Consider the following 17,373-nt stretch of genomic DNA (forward strand, 5'->3'; position numbering starts at 1 on the left):
GAGATGTCTGAAATTGAATGAGGTTGCCGGCCAGCGGCCGGCACTACCGGGGGTCTTCGGTTGCCGGCAAGCGGCCACCAGGGCTCACCCGCGCAGGGTGGCGCCGCCGTCCACGTACAGGTCGCTCATCGCCACGTGGCCGGCCTGTTCGGACAGCAGGAACATCACTGCATGGGCGATGTCTTCGGGCGTGGCCAGCTTGCGCAGTGGAATACCGGCCTTGTAGGTCTCCAGGCTGCCGGCGATCACCCGCTCGGCACCGAGCTCGTCCTGCCACATGCCGGTCTGCATCGGGGTCAGTGTTGAACCGGGGGCAACGATGTTGCAGCGGATGCCGAGCGGCGCCAACTCCAACCCGAGGCAACGGGTGAACATCGTGGCGGCAGCCTTGGACGCCGCATAGGCGGCCATGCCGTGCCGTGGCACCCCGGCCGCATTCGAGCTGACGGTGACAATCGCGCCCTGCCGGCGCGGCGACATCACCCGTGCCAGTGCACGCCCGACATGGAACACGCCATCGGCGTTCACCGAGAATACCCGGCGCCAGTCGGCATCGGTGGTCCCAGCGACGTCGCCCACGTGCAGCACCCCGGCCACGCTTGCGGCCAGGCAAATCGGCCCGAGACTGGCTTCCACCCGATCCACCAGTGCGTCCACCGCCACACTGTCGGCCACATCGAGCGAAAACGCGTGCACGCGCGCGTCATCCACGCGGGGCGCCTCGCGATCGGTGGCCACCACCGCGCAACCGGCCTCGGCCAGCAGACGCACCAGCGCTTCGCCGATGCCACCGGCGGCGCCGGTCACCAGCGCCACGCGGCCTTCAAAGCCGGTCAACTGCATGCTGCAATCTCCTGTTGCTCATCCCAGTGGCGCAGCCGCGCCGACAACCACGGTGCCAGCCGCGCCACCGCGTCGCGGCCGGTCAGTTCGGCGTGCAGGAACGGCAGTTCCAGCGCCTGCACCTTGCGCGCGTGTGCCCGCCACAGCGCCGACTGCAGCTGCGGGCGTGCCTGATGGTCACGACCGGCGCGCACATGCACCAGGGTGCCGTCGAACGGCCGGTGGATGTGTTCGCGGATCAATCGATTGGTACCGGTCACCGCGCGTACCACACCGTCCAGCACCACGTCCGGCAGGCTGCCCAGCGCGCTGCCACCACGGCGGAGGAAGCCGAGAATGCGCTCGCGACTGTCCAGCTCCGGATGTGCTTCCGGGTCATGCCCGGCAATGGCCAGCAGTGCGCGCAGCGCGGCAATCGGGTCGGGCTCCGGTTCGGCGCGCCAGCACTCACTGGGATAGGCATCCAGCAGTACCAGCTCACCCACCTCACGGCCGATCTCATGCAGGCGCACCGCCATCGCCTGGGCGAGGATGCCGCCCACCGACCAGCCCAGCAGGTGCACCGGCCCCTGCGGCTGCAGCGTCACGATGCGCCGCACGTAGTCGTTGGCCATCGCTTCGATGCTGGACGGCATCGGTTCGCGTGCATCCAGCGCGGGAGACTGCAGGCCGTACACCGCACGTGCTGGCTGCAGCGCCCTGGCCAGGGCCCGATAGTTCCATGCAATGCCACCGGCCGGATGCAGCACGAACAACGGTGCAGGACCGGTGGCATCGGTGGCGGCCAAGGCGATGACCGGCCCCAGCGCATGGTCGGCCAGTGCCGGGGGTTCAGCAATGCGCGTCGCCAAAGCGGCCACGGTTGGCTGGGCGAACAAGGCACCCAGCCCAAGATCGCAGCGCCAGCGCTGTTCGATGGCCAGCAGCAGGTGCACCGCCGACAGCGAGTCGCCGCCGAGGCTGAAGAAGTCCGCATCCACTGCCACCGGCGCCTCGCGGCCCAGCGCCTGCGCGAACAGGCCGGCCAGTTCCTGCTCCAGTGGCGTGCGCGGCGCCAACCCGCCCACGTCCTGCTGCGGCGGCTTCGGCAACGCATTGCGGTCCAGCTTGCCGTTGGCGGTCACCGGCCAGTGATCGACGCCAACGAACGCCGAGGGCACCATGTAGTCCGGCACGCGCGTGGCCAGATGGCTGCGCAGTGCGGTTGCGTCTGCCAGAACGGACGGCACGTAGGCCACCAGCCGGGCATCGCCGGGCCCGTCCTGGCGCAGCAGCACTTCCACGCGCTCGATGCCCGGCAGCTCGCGCAGCACCGCCTCGATCTCGCCCAGCTCGATGCGCAGGCCGCGCAGCTTCACCTGGTGGTCGCTGCGGCCGAGGTACTCGACCGCACCATCGTCGCGCCAGCGCGCCACATCGCCGGTGCGATAGATGCGTTCGCCCAGGAGGAATGGATCAGCAAGGAAGCGCTCGGCGGTCAGGTCATCGCGGCCAAGGTAGCCGCGGGCCAGCTGCACGCCACCGAGGTAGAGATCACCGGACACGCCAACCGGCAGCGGCTGCATCCGCGCGTCCAGCACATACAGGCGGGTGTTCCAGACCGGGAAACCGATCGGCACCGGTCGTGAACGGTCCTGCGCCGACGCAGGCCAGTAGCTCACGTCTACTGCCGCTTCGGTTGGGCCATACAGGTTGTGCAGTTCGGCGCGCACGCGCGCATGGAAGCGGTCGCGCAGTGAGGCGTCCAGCGCCTCGCCGCTGGTGAACACGCGACGCAGCTGCAGGCCTTCGGAGGCCGGTGCGGCAAGGAAGGCATCGAGCATCGACGGCACGAAATGCGCCGTCGTGATGCCATGCGCGCGGATCAGCCGCGCCAGCTCGGTCGGATCACGATGCGCGTCCGGCCCGGCCAGCACCAGCCTGGCTCCGCACAGCAGCGGCAGGAAGAACTCCCAGACTGAGACATCAAAGGTGGCCGGGGTCTTCTGCAGCACGCGGTCGTCGGCATGGATGCCGTAGTGCTCGCGCATCCACAGCAGGCGGTTGACGATGGCGCGGTGCTCGATGACCACGCCCTTGGGCTCGCCGGTGGAACCGGAGGTGTAGATCACATAGGCGGCATCGTCGGGCGCCGGATCGGCCCATGGCGCGGCGAAGCTCAGCGCGGTCCACTGTTCCGGCGCGAGCACCGGCACCCCGGGCATCCGCGCCGACACATCCGCCGCGGCCAGCACGCAGGCCGGCTGCGCCGAGGCCAGGATGCGCGCCAGGCGTTCGTCAGGATGGGCCAGGTCCAGCGGCAGGTATGCGGCTCCCGCACGCAGCACCGCCACCAGCGCAATCACCAGTTCCAGCGAGCGTGGCAACGCCACTGCCACCACGCTGCCTGGGCCGACGCCCATCGCGCGCAGCTGGGCGGCCAGCGCAAAGCTGCGCGCCTCCAGCGTGGCGTGGTCCAGCCCGGTATCACCGAGGACCAACGCGGTCGCCTGCGGATCGCGGTCCATGCCCTGCTGTAGCAGTTCGACCAGCGTGGTCTGCGGCAGCGCATGTCCAGTGGCATTGAAGCCGTGCACCACCTGCTGGGCTTCCTCGCCCGTGGCCAGTGGCACCGTCGCAATGTCGTCAGCGTCCAGCGCCGCCGACACGAAATGCAGCAGGCGCGTGGCATGCGCCTGCACTTCCTCGCGGCGGTACAGCGCGGGATTGGCCTCGATCTCCAGATCCAGAACACGCTGGCCATCGCCACGGAAGCCCAGCGTCAGGTCGTCCACCGGCCCGGTGCACAGCACCTCCAGCGTCGCCTGCACGCCGGGCAGTGCCAGCGGCGCGTAGAACGGCTGCACATTTACCAGCGGGCCGTGCAGACGCTGCTGCGCGCCGACCAGGCCCAGGTCGCGGCGTAACTGCTCGCCACGATAGCGGCCGTGCTTGCGGCCCTGGCTGAGTTGCCGGCCCAGTGCCCGGGTAAACGCCTCGACACTGCCCTCGCCCGCCGCGACACGCAGCGGCAGCACGTTCATCACCATGGCCGGAACGCGCGCCGATGCGTTGCCGAGCCGCCCCATGAAGGGCACGCCCACCACCACTTCGTCGGCCGGGCTCATCCGTCGCAGGTACTCGGCCGACAACGCGGCCAGCACATCCGGCCAGGGTTGCAGCCAGCGCGCCGAAGCCTGCAGCAGCTGCTCGCGGAACGCGGCATCGAGCGGCTGCACCCAGCGCAGCGCATCATCGCTGGCCGGCTCGCTACCCGCCAGGCCCACGCCCGCAGGCGCCCCCTGCAGCTGCTCGCGCCACCACTGCCCGGCCAGTCCACGGCGCGCATCTGCGCGATAGGCCGCGTCGTCGGCCAGCACCCCAACCAATCCCGGCAAGGGCTCACCTGCGCGGCCGCAATACAGCGCGCAGACACGGTCGCTGAACAGCGCCATCCCATAGCCATCGGCGGCCAGGTGATGCACACGCAGGTACCACGCCCAGCGCTGCCCGCCCAGGTCGAACAGCACCTGCTGGCTGATCCGGTCGCGGGTCGGATCGACCGCGCTGAGCCGGTCGGCCTGCATCAGCGCACGCGCCTCCGACACCGGGTCGGCCTCGCCGGACAGATCACGCACCGACAGCAGCGGCACATGCGCCGGGTCATGCCACTGCACTGGCTGCCCGTCGGTGCCTTCGGCAAAGCGCAGCGCGAAGGCCTCGGATTCAACCGCCGCCTGGTTGGCCGCCGCCACGAATGCGGGCACATCCAGCTGGCCGTCGATCCACACCGCATGGGCGGTATTGAACGACGGATTGTCCGGTGCCAGCCGCTGTGCGAACCACAGCCCGGCCTGGGCCTCGGTCAAAGCCAGCGGTGTGGCCAACGCAGCGGCGTTCATGCGCGCTGCGCAGCCTGCAGCGTCTGCACCACGCCCCACCACTGGCGCAGCGTGGTGTGCTCGGCCAGCTGCGAGAACTCCAGCGGCAACCCGGTGTTGCCCCAGGCCAGCACCAGGCCGAGCATGCGCATCGAATCCAGATCCAGGTCGATCAGGTTGTCGTCGTCACCGATCTCGGCCGGCGCACAGTCCAGCACCCGCGCCACATCGGCACGCATGCGTTCCAGGTCCAGCACCTCACCCGCAGCAGTCATTACAGCGCCTCCAGCAGCTGGTCGGTCGTCATCGGCACACCGCTGGTGCGCGCGATCCAGTGCAGCGCCTGATCGTGGTCGGCGCGCGAAAAGTCCGCCACGGCATCGGCGGCGATGAAGGCTTCGATATCGCGCTGGAACGCTTCCACCACCGTCGCCATGCAACCGATATGCGCATACACACCGGTCACCAGCAGCTGGTCGCGTCCGCGCACCCGCATCAGCGTTTCCAGATTGCTGCGCTGGAAGGCGCTGTAGCGGTGCTTCACCAGCACATGCTCGCCCGGCTGGGGTGCGATGGCTTCGATGATCGGCTCATGGTCGGCACTGCGGCGCATGCCCGGCCCCCACAGGTCGGCCTGCAGGCCACGATCACGACGGTCCTGGTCACCGTGCTGGGCGGTGTAGAACACCGGAATGCCATGGGCGCGGCAATGTGCCAGCAGCCGCGCAATGTTGTCCACGGCCGGCCGCAGCGGCGCGTTGCCGGCATCGAACGCGGCCAGGAAGTAGCGCTGCATGTCGTGTACCAGCAGCGCGATGCGATCACGCTGCGGGCGCCACGGTCCGCGCGCCTGCGGCAGTTCGGCGGCGGTCGGCAAGGGATAGTGGGTGATGCGGGGCAGCGCCATCAGCGCGTTTCTCCTGTCTGTTGCAGATGACGCGCGCGCAGCTGCGCACGCAGTTCGCGGCGGCTGATCTTGCCGACCGCGGTGGTATCGAAACTGTCGACGAACACGACCTGGTCCGGCACCTTGAACGCGGCCAGGCCGCGCGTGCGCATCCAGGCTTTCAGCGCGGGCGCCTTGATCGGCTCACCCTGCTGGATCACGAACGCGCAGCTGCGCTCACCGAGATAGTCGTCGGGAATGGAGACCACGGCGGCGTCGAACACGCCTGGGTGGGCCAGCAGATGATCTTCGATCTCTTCGGCGGAGATTTTCTCGCCGGCCCGGTTGATGTGGTCACCTGCGCGCCCCTGCACCACCAGGTAGCCCCCTGGCAGCTGCTGCACGCGGTCGCCGGTGCGGTAGAAGCCATCGTCGGTGAACGAGCGTGCATTGGCCACCGCATCGTTGTGGTAACCGCGAATGGTGTACGGGCCGCGGGTCAGCAGGTGCCCGACTTCGCCTTCGGCCACCGGCTGGTCGTGGTCGTCGACCACGCGCACTTCGTCGTCCGCACTGATCGGCCGCCCCTGGCAGGCGACGATCAGGTCTTCCGGATCATCCAACCGGGTGTAATTGACCAGGCCTTCGGCCATGCCGAACACCTGCTGCAGCGTGCAGCCCAGGCCGTCGATCACCCGCCGCGCCGCCTCGGGCACCAGCTTGGCGCCCCCCACCTGCAGCACCTGCAGGCTGGACAGGTCATGCGCGGTGGTCGCCGCCGCCTGCGCCCACAGCAACGCCAGCGGCGGCACCAGGCCACAGCAGGTCACCTGTTCGCGGGCGATCAGCGGAAACGCCGCATCCGGGCCGGGGCCGGGGCTGAGCACCACGCGGGCACCGGCATACAACGCGCCGAAGAACCCCGGCGAGCTCATCGGGAAGTTGTGTGCGGCCGGCAGCGCGACCAGGTACACGCTGTCGCGGTCGATGCCGCAGATCGCGTTGCTGGCACGGAACGAATAGATGTAGTCGTCGTGCGTACGCGGAATCAGCTTGGACAGGCCGGTGCTGCCACCGGAGATCTGCAGGAACGCCACCGACTGCGGGTCCGGATCGGCCGGCAGCCGGGCGCGGTCGCCCTGCAGCCCGTCCAACGCGATGAATTCCTGCGCATCGCCGTCGATCACCACCGTGCGTATCGCCGGCACGTCGGCCTGCAATGCCCGCGCCAGCCCGTGATGATCGAAGCCGTCGTGCAGATCGGTGGTGATGTAGGCACTGGCTTCGGCCTTGTTGGCGAAGTGCACCAGCTCGGTGATGCGATGCGCCGGCAACGCATACACCGGCACCAGGCCGGCGCGGAACAGGCCACAGACCGTGGTGATGAAACCGGCCGTGTTGCCCAGCTGCACCAGCACCCGCTCGCCCGGCTGCAGGCCCCGTGCCAGCAGCCCGGCACCGATGCGGCCGGCTTCGTGCCACAGCTGCGCATAGCTCAGGCGCACGTCGCCAGCGACCACGGCAATGTCATCGGCATAGCATTCCGCGCGCTCGCGCAGGAAGGCCGGGAAGGTTTCGCCACGCCAGTGACCGGCCTCGCGATAGCGCGCCACCAGATCGTCCGGCCATACCTGCTGGAGTGGCATGCGGGAAGAAGTGTCGGAAGTGTTCATGCAGCAGGCTCGATCGCGGGCGCGGCGTCGTGGACGCCCAGCGCATTCAACAGGGCAGCAAACTTCGCTGCGGTCTCGGCCACTTCGGCTTCGGGCTGCGACTCGGCGACGATGCCGGCACCTGCGTACAGTCGCAGCTGCGTGCCCTGCAGTCGCGCGCAGCGGATCGCCACGTACCAGTCGCCGTCGCCCTGGGCGTCCAGCCAGCCGACCGCGCCCGCATAGAAGCCGCGCGGCACCGGCTCCAGCTCGCGGATGCGCTGCAGCGCCGCCAGGCGCGGCGTGCCACAGACCGCCGGTGTCGGATGCAGTTGCGCGAGCAGCTCGGCTGCGGGAGTCTGCGGGTCCTTCAGGGTGGCATGGATACGCGTGCCGAGGTGCCACATGCTGGCGGTGGCATGCAGCGCCGGACGCGGCTGCGCATCGATATGGCTGCAGTAAGGCGACAGGCCATCGACGATCGCGTCCACCACATGACGGTGCTCATCATGGTCCTTGGTCGAGGCCAGCAATGCCTGCGCGGCGCGCTCGTCTTCGGCGGCATCGGCACTGCGGCGTGCCGATCCGGCCAAGGGATGCGACAACAGCTGCGCGCCACGCTTGCGCAGCAGCAACTCGGGCGTTGCGCCGACCAGCCAGGCGGGCGCCTGCCCCAGTTCGACCGGAAGCGGAACCGCGTAGGTGGCCACCGAAGGATCGGCGCCCAGGCGTGCCAGCAGCACTTCCGGTGACAGCGCGTTGCGGGTACGCGCCAACAGGCTGCGCGCCAGCACCACCTTGTGCAGGTCCTGCTCGGGTGCGCGCAGCGCCTGCACCGCAGCGGCAACGGCAGCTGCATAGTCCTGCGCTGCGGGCTCCGCCTGCAGTGCGCCCTGCAGCGCGGGTGCCGCCTGTGGCTGCAGCGGCAACGCCGGCAGCAGGCGCTCGGGCTGGTACAGCGCGTCGTCGGCACGTGGCTCGAACGGCACCGCCCCGACCAGCAGGCCCGGCCCACCGCGCTGCTGCGCGAAGAACTCGGCAACACGCCCGGCCAGGCTGGCCAGCGCGCCATTCGGCAGCGTCGCCCGGCAGCCACGTGCGTGCACGTGCTGGCCAGCATGCTGCAGCAGGAACAGCGACGCGTCGTCGGTGTTCTCCAGCAGCGCCGGCGCAGCCTCTGGCCACGCGCCCTGCATCAGGGAGTCGTTCATGGGGTCTCCTTCATCCGGTGCGCTGCGGCCAGCGCGCACAGCAGCAGCAGCAGCGCGCCGACCAGCAGGTAAGGCAGGCTCGGCCCGCCGCGATACAACAGCGTGCCGAGCATCGGCCCGGCCACCATGCCCAGGCCCTGCGCGGCCGCCACGGTGCCGGCGGCGGCGCCCTGCTCGTGCGCTTCCACTGAATCGGCGGCCAGCGCCTGGAACGAGGGAAACACGAAGCCCATGCCGAACGCCGCCAGTGCGTAGGCCGCCGGCAACTGCCAGGCCTGCTGTACGCCCGCCACGGAGGCGAAACCAATACCGGAGATCAGTGCACCGAGGATGATCCAGCGCCGCGGGTGCACGTCCAGCTTCATCACCAACGCCTGCGCCAGGATCAGACCGACGCCGACCGCGGTGAGCGCTATGCCGGCCATGCGCGCGCCCGCTGCAGCATCCAGACCCAATCGATCGATCGCGAAGAAGCCGACCGTGACCTGCGCAATAGTGACCGACACCATCGCGATGAACGCCGCCAACTGCGGCAGGCGCAGACGCGGGTCGAGCCTGCGCATCGGCGCGCGGCGCTGCGCGCCGCTTCCCGCCACCGCTGGCGTGGCCGGCAGCCGCCAGGCCAGCAATGCCAGCGCCAGCAGCGGCAGCACGGCGGCCACATACAGCGCCAGCGACAGATTCGTGTAGGCCAGCCAGCCCGCGGCCGCCGGACCCAGCACCATGCCCAATGCGTTGGCACTGCCGAGCCGGGCCAGGAAGCTGGCGCGCTGCCCGGCCGGGGCCTTGTCAGCAATCAGCGCGGCGGCCGTGGGCGGGACGGCCGCATAGAACAGCCCGATCAGGCCGCGCGCACCCACCAGCACCAGCACCGACACCAGTACCGGCGGCACCGCCTGCAGGGCCACGTCGATGAACACCGCCAGCGCGATGTAGACCACGGTGTAGGCACTCATCGCCAGCATCAGCACGCGCTTGCGGCCAATGCGGTCGCTGAGCTGCCCCCATGGGCGCGCGGCCAGCATCCACAACACGCCCGCCGCCGTGACCGACAGTCCAGCGTGCCACTCGGACAGGCCGAGCATGCGGACCACCGGACCGATCACAGCGACGAAGGACATCATCGCCATGGTGCCGATCAGGGCTGCCAGGACCAGCGCCGGCAAGCCGGGGACGACGGGACGTGCGTGCATGGAACACCAGCCGTAACAGAGAAGGATCGCCGGGTACGCCTGTGCGCCCCGCCCGGCATCCATCCCGTTCAGGGGCGGACACCATCCTCAAATGATAACGGCTCGTATTTGCATTTGATACCCATTCTCTTGAACGGGCATGCAACAGTGGATTCAGCGCATTGCGCGCAGGCCCAGCAAACCACGCCGCTTGAACCACCATTCCAGTGGCAACGTCACCAGCGGTGGGATGGCCGCCAGCAGCGCCAGGGCACTGGCCCACCACGGCCAGCGCAGGCGCACGGCCGCGAACAGGGTGACCGCCACGTAGACCAGGAACGCCACGCCATGCAGCGGGCCGAACAGTTTCACCAGTGCCACGTTGGCCATCGGGCCGTACTTCATCCACATGCCGATGAGCAGGCCGGCCCAGGTCACGGCCTCGATGAAGGCGACCACTGCGAACAGGCGTCCGGTGGGGTGCATGGGGGAATGTTGGGTCACGCGGGGCTCCGGCATCGGAAAATCAAATGCGAATGATACGCAGATGCACGCTCCCTGTAGAGTCGAGCCATGCTCGACTGCCGTTGATTCGGCGTATCCAGCAGAAGCAGTCGAGCATGGCTCGACGCTACAGTCGGCGCGCGGATACCACTGGCAGGATGTGCTCGCCGATCTCGCGCAGCACTTCATCCATCGGCCGCCCGTTATCGACCAGGTTGAACATCACGTGCGCCACGCCCTGCGCATGCACGCGCAGCAGGTAGTCGCGCAGACCGCCGCGGCCGACCTTCAGGCCCAGCGGCAGCGGCTCGGGCGGTGCCTGCGGGTCTGCCTGCAGGTCCAGCAGCATCGACTGCACGAACGGCTTGCCTGCCCCGCCGCGTTGCACGAGCGCCTGCTGCCACAAGCCGATGCGCCCTTCCTATGCAGCCTCCTCGCGGTGATAGGTGGCCCAGCCTTCGGCCTCGCGCGCGATCCACTGCAGGCTCTGCCGCGCCGTGCCCACCACCAGCATCGGGATGCGCGTCGCCGGCGCCGGCAGCACATCGAAGCCGCCGGTCGCCCGCAGCACCGCGGCACGCTCATCGGCATCAGGTGACAGCGCCGCGCGCAGCAGCGACCAGCGCTCACGGAAGGTCGCTGCCCTGCCCTCCAGGTCCTCACCGAACGCGGCGAACTCCTCCGGGCGATCACCCGATCCCAGCCCCAGCACGAAACGTCCATCGCTGATTCGGTCCAGGCTCAATGCCGACTTCGCCACCTGCAGCGGTTGCCGCAGCGGCAGCACGATGGCCGCACTGCCGACCGCGATGCGCTCGGTCGCGGCAGCCAGCATGCCCAGCCACAGGAACGGATCGTCCAACGCGCTGGCCGTGGCATCCGGCCCCTGCGGCACCATCAGCGGCACGTCGCGCGTCCACAGTGCGGCGAAGCCCAGATCGTCGGCCAGCCGCGCGATGCGCCGCGCCGCGTGCGGATCGGCCAGCCCGTGCGCCGCAACGGGCGTCATCAGGCCCAGGCTCAGCCCTTGCTGCGGAAACAACGAAGCGTAGGCGGGATTGAATTCACTCATGCCGCCAGCTTAGCGTGCAGGTACCCGGCGACGCTGACGCGCCACACACCACGGGAAGAACGCTGCATGCCGAAGATCCGCCCCGCCCATGCCGATGACCTGCCTGCGATCAGCGGGGTGTGCCTGGCCGCGTTCAACGAGGCCGTGGCGCCGTCGCTCAGCGCGACCGGCATCGCCACCTTCGGTAGCGTTGCGGCCGCCGATGCGTTCGGCGCACGCCTGCAGGGCGACAACCTCATCCTGGTCGCCGAGCAGGACGCACGCGTGGTCGGCGTGGTCGAACTGAAGGAGGGACGGCACCTGGCGATGCTGTTCGTCGATCCTGCCTGCCAGGGCCAGGGCATCGGCCATGCCTTGTTCGAAGCGGTGCTGCCGCAGGTGCGCGGGCCGATGCTGACCGTGCGCGCCTCGCTCAATGCAGTGCCGACCTACCTGCGCTATGGCTTCGTGCTGGACGGTGACGTCGGCGAGTTCAATGGGTTGGTGTATCAGCAGATGGTGCGGGCAGCGGCCTGAAGGCATCCTCCCGGCATCGACCGGCAAGGCCCGACGGGCGTCATGCCCTGCAGCATGCCCGTCATAAGCAAACTGAATCAGCACGTTCCCCGGCCCTTCCTACAATGGCCTGTCACCCTGCCCTTCGAGATGCTGCCGATGCGCGTCGCGCTTTCCGTGTTGCTGCTGGCTTCGGCGCTGAGCGCCTGCACCCCGGCCCCGGTGTCCACCGCCAACTCTGCCGAAGCCCCGGCGCCGGCCACCGCCATCGCCTGGCGCCAGGGCGACGTCGACGATGCGTTCGCCGAGGCCGCCGACAGCGGTAAGCCGGTGCTGCTGTACTGGGGCGCGGTCTGGTGCCCGCCCTGCAACCAGCTCAAGGCCGGCCTGTTCAAGGACCCGGCCTTCATCGCGCTGACCCGCACGTTCGTGCCGGTCTACCTGGATGGCGACGAGGAAGGGGCGCAGGCGTGGGGCGAGCGCTTCGGCGTGCGCGGCTACCCGACCCTGATCGTGCTCGACCCGCAGCGCAACGAAATCACCCGCGTGGCCGGTGGCAACGACGCGGCCGAACTGACCCGCGCACTGACCGTCGCCGCTGGCCGTCGCAGCGCGGTCGCTGCCACACTGGCCACCGCGCTGGCGACGCCGGACAGGCTGGCCGCCGAGGATTGGCAGGTGCTGGGCGACTACGGCTGGGAAGTGGATGCCAACCGCCTGGCCGGCGAACGCAGGGGCGAAGACGTGCTCCGGCAGCTGTCCAAGACGGCGCCGGAAGCGGCCCTGCAACGTCGTTTCGCGCTGCTGGCGCTGGCCACCGCGGAGAAACCGAGCGCTTCACCCACCGAAGTACGCGAACTGCTGCAGGCGGTATTGGCACAACCGGCCGAGGTACGCCGCAACCGCGAGCTGCTGGGCTATGCCGGCGCCACGCTGGTCAAGCAGGCCAGTGCCGGCCCGGCCACCCGCACTACGCTGGGCCAGCAGCTGCTGGTCGCGCTGGAGCGCGCCGACGCAGATCGCGGCGACCGCGCCGACGACGCGCTGTCGCGGGCCCTGACAGAGGTGTCGCTGGCCCGCCAGCAGCAACCGAAAGGCGCGCTGCCGGTGGCGCTGGTGGCGCGGGTCAAGCAACGCGTGGCGGCGGCCGATGCTGCCGCCACCGATGCCCATGCGCGCCAGGCCACGATCAGCAGCGCGGTGTACGCCCTGCGCGAGGTGGGTGACGACGCAGGTGCGGAGGCGCTGTTGCTGGCGGAACTGAAGCGCAGCGAGCAGCCGTACTACTACATGCCCGAGTTGGCCGAGCTGGCCGAGCAGCGCGGCGACACCGCCGGTGCGCTGGAGTGGCTGAAGCGTGCCTACGACGGTGCGCAGGGCCCGGCCACCCGCGTGCAATGGGGCGTGCTGTACGTGGAAGGCTTGCTGAAGCTGGCGCCGGACGATGCACCGCGCATCGAGCAGGCCACCACCTCGCTGATCGTCGAACTGGACGCACGGCCGTCCGGCTACCACCAGCGCACGCGCCAGCGTTTCGAGCGCCTGGCCGGGCAGCTGAAGGCGTGGAGTGGCAAGCACCAGGGCGCAGAGACCCTGGCGCGGTTGCAGCAGCGGATGCAGCAGGCGTGTGGCGAGCAGGTCGACAGCGCTTGCAGGGACTGGCTGAGCTGATTGCGGTAGTGCCGGCCGCTGGCCGGCATCCCGATGTTGCCTGATTGCCGGCCAGCGGCCGGCACTACCACGCCTCCACGCCGCGCTTGACCTCAACCAATGTTTAGGTGCGATAACGATCTCCCCATGGCCAGCTTCCTGGCCTTCCCCACGGAGATCGTTTCGATGTCGTACTCGCTTCCCCCGCTCCCCTACGCCTATGCCGCCCTCGAGCCGCACTTCGATGCGCGCACGATGGAGATCCACCACGGCAAGCACCACCAGACCTATGTCAACAACCTCAATGCCGCCCTCGAGCAGGCCGGCGTCGCTGCGCAACCGGTCGAGGCGCTGATCGCCAACCTTGATGCGGTGCCCGAAGCGCAGCGCGGCGCGGTCCGCAACAATGGCGGTGGCCACGCCAACCACAGCCTGTTCTGGACCGTGCTCAGCGCCAGCGGCGGCACCCCTGATGACGAACTCGCCGCGGTGATCGATCGCGATCTCGGCGGCTTCGATGCGTTCAAGGAGGCCTTCAGCAAGGCCGCGCAGACCCGCTTCGGCAGCGGCTGGGCGTGGCTGACCACTGATCGCGACGGTCGTCTGCAGGTTGAAAGCAGCGCCAACCAGGACAGCCCGCTGATGGGCGCAGCGGTCGGCCTGTCCGGCAACACGCCGATCCTGGCGCTGGATGTCTGGGAGCACGCCTACTACCTGCACTACCAGAACCGCCGCCCCGACTACATCGGTGCGTTCTTCAACATCATCAACTGGGCCGAGGTCGGCCGGCGCTACCGCCAGGCCCGGGCCTCATGAGCGGCGAGACACTGCCGTACGCCGGGCCGTGGGCGGGGGTGTTCCCCGCCCCGGCCCCGGTGCCGTCGGTCGGGATGCCGCCGCGTGCACTGCGGCGGCTGCTCGGCCATTTCCCGACGGGCGTGGCCATCGTCTGCGCGCGCGACGCGCAGGGCAAGCCGGTCGGCCTGACCATCAACTCGTTCGTGCCGGTATCGCTGCAGCCACCGCTGGTGCTGTGGAACCTGGCGCTGCATGCGCAGAGCCTGTCCACCTTCCAGCGCGCCACCCGCTTTGCGATCAGCGTGCTGGCATCCGACCAGGAAGCATTGGCACGGCGCTTCGCCGATCCACAGGTGCGCGACCGTTTCGACGGCCTGTCACTGCTGGAGGATGACGAAGACGCCCCGCCGCGCATTGCCGGTGCGGTGGCCCACCTCACCTGTACCCGCCACGCGCAATGGCCGGTGGGTGATCACCTGCTGCTGGCCGGCCGCATCATCGATGTCCACGAGAACGGGGGCGCGCCCCTGCTGTTCCATCGCGGCCGTTTCCAGCCGGGACCGCAGGAACTGCTGCAGGAGGTGCGCTGATGAACATCGAGGCCCTGGAATGCATGCTGGCCAGCGGCAAGGACGGCGCGCTGCTGCGCTTCGGCCTGGGCAAGGGCTGGCTGGATGCCGGCAACCCGGTGCGCGCGGCGACCCATCTGGGCCGCTGCGTGGTGCTCGATCCGCAGTATTCGGCAGCGTGGAAACTGCTGGGCAAGGCCTGGCTGGCCAGCGGCCAGCCACAGGCGGCGCGCGAAGCGTGGCAGCGCGGGCTGAGCGTGGCCGGCAGCAAGGGCGACCAGCAGGCGCGCAAGGAAATGCAGGTGTTCCTGCGTCGCCTGGACCGCGAACAGGCGGCCCTGGCGAAGGCGGGCTGAGTGGATCAGCCCGCGTTGGCCGATGCCGGTGCGGACATGATGTCCGCCATCGGCAGGCGGCGCGGCTTGCTCGGGAACGCGTGGCGCAGGATGCGCCAGACCACCTGGCCGAACTGGCGCGGCAGCGAGCCGTTGTTGTAGTGCTGGCCGTAGCGGCGGCAGATGTCCTTCACTTCCTTGGCGATGGCCGCATAGCGGTTGGCCGGCAGGTCCGGGTAGAAGTGATGCTCGATCTGGTGGCTGAGGTTGCCCGACAGCACGTTGATCAGGAAACCACCGCTGATGTTGGACGAACCACGCAGCTGGCGCAGGTACCAGTGGCCACGCGATTCATTGCGCAGGCATTCCTTCGGGAAGGTTTCCGATTCGGCGGTGAAGTGGCCGCAGAAGATGATCACGTAGGTCCAGATGTTGCGCAGGCCGTTGGCCACCATGTTGCCCAGCATCACGGTGAGGAAGAACGGGCCGGCCAGCAGCGGGAAGAACACGTAGTCCTTCAGCACCTGGCGGGCCATCTTGCGCGCCACCGGGCGGGTCTGCAGCCACATCGCACGGGCGCTCATGCGGCCCTTCAGCCAGCGGCCCAGGCGCAGGTCCTGCGCGGCCACGCCCCACTGGAACAGCAGCGCGAAGATCGGTGCGATGATCGGCTGCAGCAGGTAGAACGGCTTCCAGCGCTGTTCCGGGAAGATGCGCAGCAGGCCATAGCCGATGTCATCGTCCATGCCACGCACGTTGGTGTAGGTGTGATGGCGGAAATTGTGGGTCTTGCGCCAGTTGTCGGCGGTGGCGACGATGTCCCACTCGTAGGTGTTGCCATTGAGCTTGGGGTCGCCGGTCCAGTCGAACTGGCCGTGCATGACGTTGTGGCCGAGCTCCATGTTTTCCAGGATCTTCGACAGCGCCAGCAGCAGCGTGCCGGTGATCGCGGCCGGCCACAGCAGCGGCATCCAGAACAGCGGCGAGAAGGCCGCCAGGAACAGCAGGCCACGGCCACCCACGCCGAACCAGCGCACCGCAGCAGCCACCCGACGGATATAGCGGGTATCGGAAGCGCCCAGGCTGCCGATCACACGTTCGCGGATCGCGTCGAGTTCCTCGCCGAAGGCATGCATCTCGGCAGTACTCAGGGCACGGTCGGTAGCGCGGGTCATGGCAGGCGTCCTCAGAGATCCAGGGTCAGGTCGGTGGTCGGCGCGCTCACGCAGATCCGCACCGGCTGCGCCGATTCGGTCTGCAGGTCGCCGGTGCGCAGGTGGCGGGTCGCGCCACTGACGCGATCACAGGTGCAGGTGTTGCAGATGCCCATGCGGCAGCCATGCTTGGGCTTGATGCCATGGGCTTCGAGGCTTTCCAGCAGCGAGCGGCCGCGCGGCACGCTCAGCTGGCGACCACTGCGCGCGAGTGTCAACGACACTTCGCCTTCGCTGCTGGCGTCGAGCAACGGTGCCGGCGGGGTGAAGGCCTCGGCCTGGAAGCCCGCCACCTGATGCGCCAGGCGTTCGCGTGCGGCGGCGACGAACCCATCCGGGCCGCAGGCCAGCACATGGCGCTGTGCCAGCGGCGTGTCATCGCCGGGCACCTGCAGGTCGTGGCTGTCGATGCGCGCGGCCGGGGTATCGCCTTCGCGGGTGGCCAGCAGATGCACGCGCAGATTCGGCTGCGCCGCCGCCAGCGCCTGCAGTTCATCACGGAACTGCACATGGGCGGCAGTGCGCTCCCAGTAGAACAGGTCGACCGGCGCCGCCAATGGGCGCTGGCAGGCTTCGCGCAGCAGGCTGCGCATCGGCGTGATGCCGCTGCCGGCAGCCAGCAGCAGCACCGGCGCGGCGGCGGGCATATGGAACTCGCCGAACGCGGCATCGACACGGAACAGCTCGCCCGGCCGTGCGTGGTTGACCAGATGCTGGCTGACCCGGCCGCCCTCGACCGCCTTGACGGTAATCGCCAGTTCGCGCCGCCCCAACACGGTGGGGCTGTAGCTGCGCTGCCACACACGTCCTTCAATTTCCACGCTCAGGGTCACGTGCTGGCCGGCGCGCATGCCGGCCCAGTGCCGGTTGGTGCGCAGCACCAGGGTTACCGCGCCCTCGCCGGCCGGCTCACGCCGTACCAGACGGGCCATCGGCTCACGCAGGGTCCACAACGGATTCAGCTGACCTGCCCAGAAATCGAACAGCGTCGGCGACACCCAGCGGTGCGGGGAAAACAGGGAAGGACGGACGACAGCGCTCATGGGCGCACTATACGGGCGCACATACACCTGTGTATACATGTGTATATTGAACCGGATTGGGTATGATTC

Annotated in this window: 15 protein-coding genes and 1 pseudogene; 5 read left to right on the top strand and 11 right to left on the bottom strand. The window is 69.1% G+C overall.

Annotation, left to right across the window (positions count from 1 at the left end):
* Positions 1–84: 84 nt before the first annotated feature.
* From N440_RS09435 to N440_RS09475, 9 genes and pseudogenes are all read right to left on the bottom strand, one after another.
* A complete protein-coding gene (locus N440_RS09435) occupies positions 85–843 on the bottom strand; it encodes a 2,3-dihydro-2,3-dihydroxybenzoate dehydrogenase (protein WP_133934886.1) in 759 nt (252 codons plus the stop codon).
* Entirely contained in the window at positions 834–4,724 is a 3,891-nt protein-coding gene (locus N440_RS09440) for a non-ribosomal peptide synthetase (RefSeq protein WP_133934887.1), read from the bottom strand. The genes N440_RS09435 and N440_RS09440 overlap by 10 nt, the downstream gene beginning before the upstream one ends.
* Positions 4,721–4,978 carry a phosphopantetheine-binding protein gene (locus N440_RS09445; RefSeq protein WP_133934888.1) on the bottom strand — a complete coding sequence of 86 codons (258 nt, stop codon included), beginning with the start codon at positions 4,976–4,978 and terminating at the stop codon, positions 4,721–4,723. The genes N440_RS09440 and N440_RS09445 overlap by 4 nt, the downstream gene beginning before the upstream one ends.
* Positions 4,978–5,610 (bottom strand): isochorismatase family protein, encoded by a 633-nt coding sequence (locus N440_RS09450; RefSeq protein ID WP_133934889.1) that lies wholly within the window; start codon positions 5,608–5,610, stop codon positions 4,978–4,980. Before N440_RS09450 ends, N440_RS09445 begins: the two co-directional genes overlap by 1 nt.
* Entirely contained in the window at positions 5,610–7,262 is a 1,653-nt protein-coding gene (locus N440_RS09455; protein WP_133934890.1) for an AMP-binding protein, read from the bottom strand. The genes N440_RS09450 and N440_RS09455 overlap by 1 nt, the downstream gene beginning before the upstream one ends.
* Positions 7,259–8,452: an isochorismate synthase gene (locus tag N440_RS09460; protein ID WP_133934891.1), complete on the bottom strand. Its 1,194-nt coding sequence runs from the start codon at positions 8,450–8,452 to the stop codon at positions 7,259–7,261. Before N440_RS09460 ends, N440_RS09455 begins: the two co-directional genes overlap by 4 nt.
* Positions 8,449–9,645, bottom strand: a complete 1,197-nt coding sequence (locus N440_RS09465) for an MFS transporter (RefSeq protein ID WP_133934892.1) — start codon at positions 9,643–9,645, stop codon at positions 8,449–8,451. The genes N440_RS09460 and N440_RS09465 overlap by 4 nt, the downstream gene beginning before the upstream one ends.
* Positions 9,646–9,798: 153 nt before the next feature.
* Positions 9,799–10,110 carry a DUF3817 domain-containing protein gene (locus N440_RS09470; protein WP_049401317.1) on the bottom strand — a complete coding sequence of 104 codons (312 nt, stop codon included), beginning with the start codon at positions 10,108–10,110 and terminating at the stop codon, positions 9,799–9,801.
* Between the two features lie 145 nt (positions 10,111–10,255).
* Positions 10,256–11,200 (bottom strand): annotated as a pseudogene (locus tag N440_RS09475) (TIGR03571 family LLM class oxidoreductase).
* Positions 11,201–11,266: 66 nt separating this feature from the next.
* Here N440_RS09475 and N440_RS09480 point away from each other — a divergent pair.
* The 5 genes from N440_RS09480 to N440_RS09500 all read left to right on the top strand — a co-directional run bounded on the left by N440_RS09480 (position 11,267) and on the right by N440_RS09500 (position 15,068).
* Entirely contained in the window at positions 11,267–11,716 is a 450-nt protein-coding gene (locus tag N440_RS09480) for a GNAT family N-acetyltransferase (protein ID WP_133934893.1), read from the top strand.
* 129 nt (positions 11,717–11,845) lie between these two features.
* On the top strand, positions 11,846–13,366 hold the full coding sequence (locus tag N440_RS09485; RefSeq protein ID WP_133934894.1) for a thioredoxin family protein: 1,521 nt from the start codon (positions 11,846–11,848) through the stop codon (positions 13,364–13,366).
* Between the two features lie 165 nt (positions 13,367–13,531).
* On the top strand, positions 13,532–14,161 hold the full coding sequence (locus N440_RS09490; protein ID WP_133936012.1) for a superoxide dismutase: 630 nt from the start codon (positions 13,532–13,534) through the stop codon (positions 14,159–14,161).
* Positions 14,158–14,733, top strand: coding sequence for a flavin reductase family protein (locus N440_RS09495; protein ID WP_133934895.1), 576 nt, complete (start codon positions 14,158–14,160; stop codon positions 14,731–14,733). The genes N440_RS09490 and N440_RS09495 overlap by 4 nt, the downstream gene beginning before the upstream one ends.
* The gene (locus tag N440_RS09500; protein ID WP_008267331.1) at positions 14,733–15,068 is read left to right on the top strand and encodes a tetratricopeptide repeat protein; all 336 of its coding nucleotides are present in this window, start codon (positions 14,733–14,735) and stop codon (positions 15,066–15,068) included. Before N440_RS09495 ends, N440_RS09500 begins: the two co-directional genes overlap by 1 nt.
* 5 nt (positions 15,069–15,073) lie before the next feature.
* On the opposite strand, the gene N440_RS09505 is transcribed toward N440_RS09500, so the two are convergent.
* Both N440_RS09505 and N440_RS09510 read right to left on the bottom strand, forming a co-directional pair.
* Positions 15,074–16,222 carry an acyl-CoA desaturase gene (locus N440_RS09505; RefSeq protein WP_133934896.1) on the bottom strand — a complete coding sequence of 383 codons (1,149 nt, stop codon included), beginning with the start codon at positions 16,220–16,222 and terminating at the stop codon, positions 15,074–15,076.
* A gap of 11 nt (positions 16,223–16,233) precedes the next feature.
* Positions 16,234–17,304, bottom strand: a complete 1,071-nt coding sequence (locus N440_RS09510) for a ferredoxin reductase (protein WP_166671551.1) — start codon at positions 17,302–17,304, stop codon at positions 16,234–16,236.
* Between the last annotated feature and the right edge of the window lie 69 nt (positions 17,305–17,373).

The sequence above is a fragment of the Stenotrophomonas sp. CC22-02 genome (assembly GCF_004365115.1).
Taxonomy (GTDB): Bacteria; Pseudomonadota; Gammaproteobacteria; order Xanthomonadales; family Xanthomonadaceae; genus Stenotrophomonas; species Stenotrophomonas forensis.

Excerpts from the sequence above, each read along its gene's own strand:
- N440_RS09485 (WP_133934894.1), top strand. The coding sequence starts at position 11,846 with ATGCTGCCGATGCGCGTCGCGCTTTCCGTGTTGCTGCTGGCTTCGGCG.
- N440_RS09455 (WP_133934890.1), bottom strand. The coding sequence starts at position 7,262 with ATGAACACTTCCGACACTTCTTCCCGCATGCCACTCCAGCAGGTATGG.
- N440_RS09440 (WP_133934887.1), bottom strand. The coding sequence starts at position 4,724 with ATGAACGCCGCTGCGTTGGCCACACCGCTGGCTTTGACCGAGGCCCAG.
- N440_RS09445 (WP_133934888.1), bottom strand. The coding sequence starts at position 4,978 with ATGACTGCTGCGGGTGAGGTGCTGGACCTGGAACGCATGCGTGCCGAT.
- N440_RS09480 (WP_133934893.1), top strand. The coding sequence starts at position 11,267 with ATGCCGAAGATCCGCCCCGCCCATGCCGATGACCTGCCTGCGATCAGC.
- N440_RS09465 (WP_133934892.1), bottom strand. The coding sequence starts at position 9,645 with ATGCACGCACGTCCCGTCGTCCCCGGCTTGCCGGCGCTGGTCCTGGCA.
- N440_RS09505 (WP_133934896.1), bottom strand. The coding sequence starts at position 16,222 with ATGACCCGCGCTACCGACCGTGCCCTGAGTACTGCCGAGATGCATGCC.
- N440_RS09435 (WP_133934886.1), bottom strand. The coding sequence starts at position 843 with ATGCAGTTGACCGGCTTTGAAGGCCGCGTGGCGCTGGTGACCGGCGCC.
- N440_RS09490 (WP_133936012.1), top strand. The coding sequence starts at position 13,532 with ATGTCGTACTCGCTTCCCCCGCTCCCCTACGCCTATGCCGCCCTCGAG.
- N440_RS09495 (WP_133934895.1), top strand. The coding sequence starts at position 14,158 with ATGAGCGGCGAGACACTGCCGTACGCCGGGCCGTGGGCGGGGGTGTTC.
- N440_RS09450 (WP_133934889.1), bottom strand. The coding sequence starts at position 5,610 with ATGGCGCTGCCCCGCATCACCCACTATCCCTTGCCGACCGCCGCCGAA.
- N440_RS09500 (WP_008267331.1), top strand. The coding sequence starts at position 14,733 with ATGAACATCGAGGCCCTGGAATGCATGCTGGCCAGCGGCAAGGACGGC.
- N440_RS09460 (WP_133934891.1), bottom strand. The coding sequence starts at position 8,452 with ATGAACGACTCCCTGATGCAGGGCGCGTGGCCAGAGGCTGCGCCGGCG.
- N440_RS09470 (WP_049401317.1), bottom strand. The coding sequence starts at position 10,110 with ATGCACCCCACCGGACGCCTGTTCGCAGTGGTCGCCTTCATCGAGGCC.
- N440_RS09510 (WP_166671551.1), bottom strand. The coding sequence starts at position 17,304 with ATGAGCGCTGTCGTCCGTCCTTCCCTGTTTTCCCCGCACCGCTGGGTG.